Source organism: Oleiphilus sp. HI0123, assembly GCF_001635315.1.
This window is the reverse complement of sequence record NZ_LWGE01000437.1, coordinates 1-2,046: the sequence shown is the minus strand read 5'-3', so window position 1 is coordinate 2,046 and position 2,046 is coordinate 1. Positions and strand designations below refer to the sequence as shown.

General features: G+C 45.3%; 1 protein-coding gene and 1 pseudogene. One reads left to right on the top strand and one right to left on the bottom strand.

The features are described from left to right. A pseudogene (locus tag A3761_RS04155) lies at positions 1-710 on the bottom strand (thymidine phosphorylase); the annotation flags it as partial. Between the two features lie 289 nt (positions 711-999). Here A3761_RS04155 and A3761_RS04150 point away from each other — a divergent pair. Then, a partial coding sequence (locus A3761_RS04150; RefSeq protein ID WP_068749871.1) for an MBL fold metallo-hydrolase occupies positions 1,000-2,046 on the top strand: 1,047 nt, incomplete at its 3' end.

Genomic DNA, 2,046 nt, shown 5'->3' with positions numbered 1-2,046 from the left:
ATGCTCAAGGTCACGGGAGCAAGAGTTTCCATGGTGTCGGCGGTACCGGCAGGTGAGGTAATACCGCGTGAGGAAGTTTTCGGCATGATCAAACCGGCAGCACTTACAATAGCGACGACGATGGGTGTCGTTCTATTGCCAGGTAAGCCTCCAACACAGTGCTTATCCATCACCTTTTCACTGCCCCACTCGAGTTGACTACCTGCATCGACCATGGCCTTGGTAAGGGAAATAATTTCGTCGGTATTGAGTCGGTTTCCTGCACAAGCGGTGACAAAGGCGGCTAGCTGAATGTCAGAATAGTAGCCTCTCGTGATATCGTGAATAATATGCTTGCTAGAGTAGTCGTTAAAACTATTACCGTAGACTTTGCCGCGAACTGCGCTCATCGAATCGGCCGGTTTTGCATGGGAAAAGTAAGCCCGTTCGCCTTCATCGGCACTCAGTAATTTCCATGCCGACTCGGACAGGCCAACCTCCTGACGAGACAAGTCTCCATTAGTCACCATATTTACTGTTGCAATAATGCTGTTCTTTTCAGTGGTGATACGCACACGACTTTGGGCATAAAATCCCTCAGAGCGACAGACGTGGCAATTTTTATGCATATAAATGACAGGCTCTTGATGCGTGTCGATATGCATTCGTTTTAATTGCAGGAAGTTAAGTTCCTGTTGGGCAGTTTTGTTGGGCTCACTGGTGCGGCTCATTGCGTTACCTGATTTTTCTTATACGAATATTCATAAAATAACATGAAATTATTCATGGGCGTCAATAATTGATGTCGTGACTTGATATCGGTCGGTTCATGGAGCGTTTTAACACTATATTATTGTAGCCAGAGTCTTCTACTGTTAACTGGCCGTGAGGTTCGGGGAAGGTTCATGTGAGGAGTGGAACTCCTTGCCTAGCTTAACTGAGTGATGGCTTCCTCAAAACATATATACATTTTAGGCCTTGATTTTGTATGCTTGGAATAACGAGTCTAAGGATAAGAGCATGTTAAAAATAAAATTTATCGGTGGTGCTGGTACAGTTACAGGTTCCAAATACCTTCTGACTATAAACGACAAGAAAGTCCTGGTTGACTGCGGTATGTTTCAAGGGGTAAAAAACCTACGAGACAAGAACTGGCAACCGTTTCCGATCGATGCCTCAAGTCTCGACGTTATCTTACTGACTCATGGGCATGTAGATCATAGTGGTTATATTCCTGCTCTTAAGAAGGCCGGATTCAAGGGTGTAATCTATTGTAGTAGTGGTACCTTAGACCTGTGTGGTGTGCTTCTACCTGACGCCGGTTTCCTTCAGGAAGAAGATGCTCGCTACGCAAATCGAAAAAGATTCTCTAAGCACTCTCCTGCGTTGCCTCTTTATACGGAAGAGGATGCGAACGCATCGCTGGAATTATTTGAACCTGTCTCGATGAATAAGGAAATAGAGATCCTTAAAGGGGTGAAGGTTGAATTCAAGCCGGTTGGGCATATCCTGGGTGCCGCCTCTATTCGACTTAGCGCCTTGGGAAGAAGCATAACCTTTAGTGGAGACGTTGGTCGCTCTGATGACTTGGTAATGAAAGCGCCTCAAAAGCTAAGTGAAACAGATTACTTGGTGGTAGAGTCGACTTATGGTGATCGACTACATGAAGATATCGATGCCTTTGCATTCTTTGAAGAAATCATCAATAAAACCAGTAAGCGCGGTGGCATTGTCTTGATGCCTTCCTTTGCGGTTGGCCGTACGCAAATTAATCTTCATATTCTTCAAGAGCTTAAGAAACAGGGGCGAATACCTGACTTACCCATATTTCTCAATAGCCCCATGGCGATTACGGCGACCGAGATCTATTGTCGGCACAATAAAGAGCACAAGCTTAGTGCCAGCCAGTGTGCTGAAATAGACCATGGAACTCATTTTGTACGCACCGCTGAAGAGTCTATCGCACTTAATGGCAGTTCTTATCCTTCAGTAATCATCTCTGCCAGCGGTATGGCAAGTGGTGGCAGAGTTTTACACCACTTAAAAAATCTCTTACCGCATCATCAG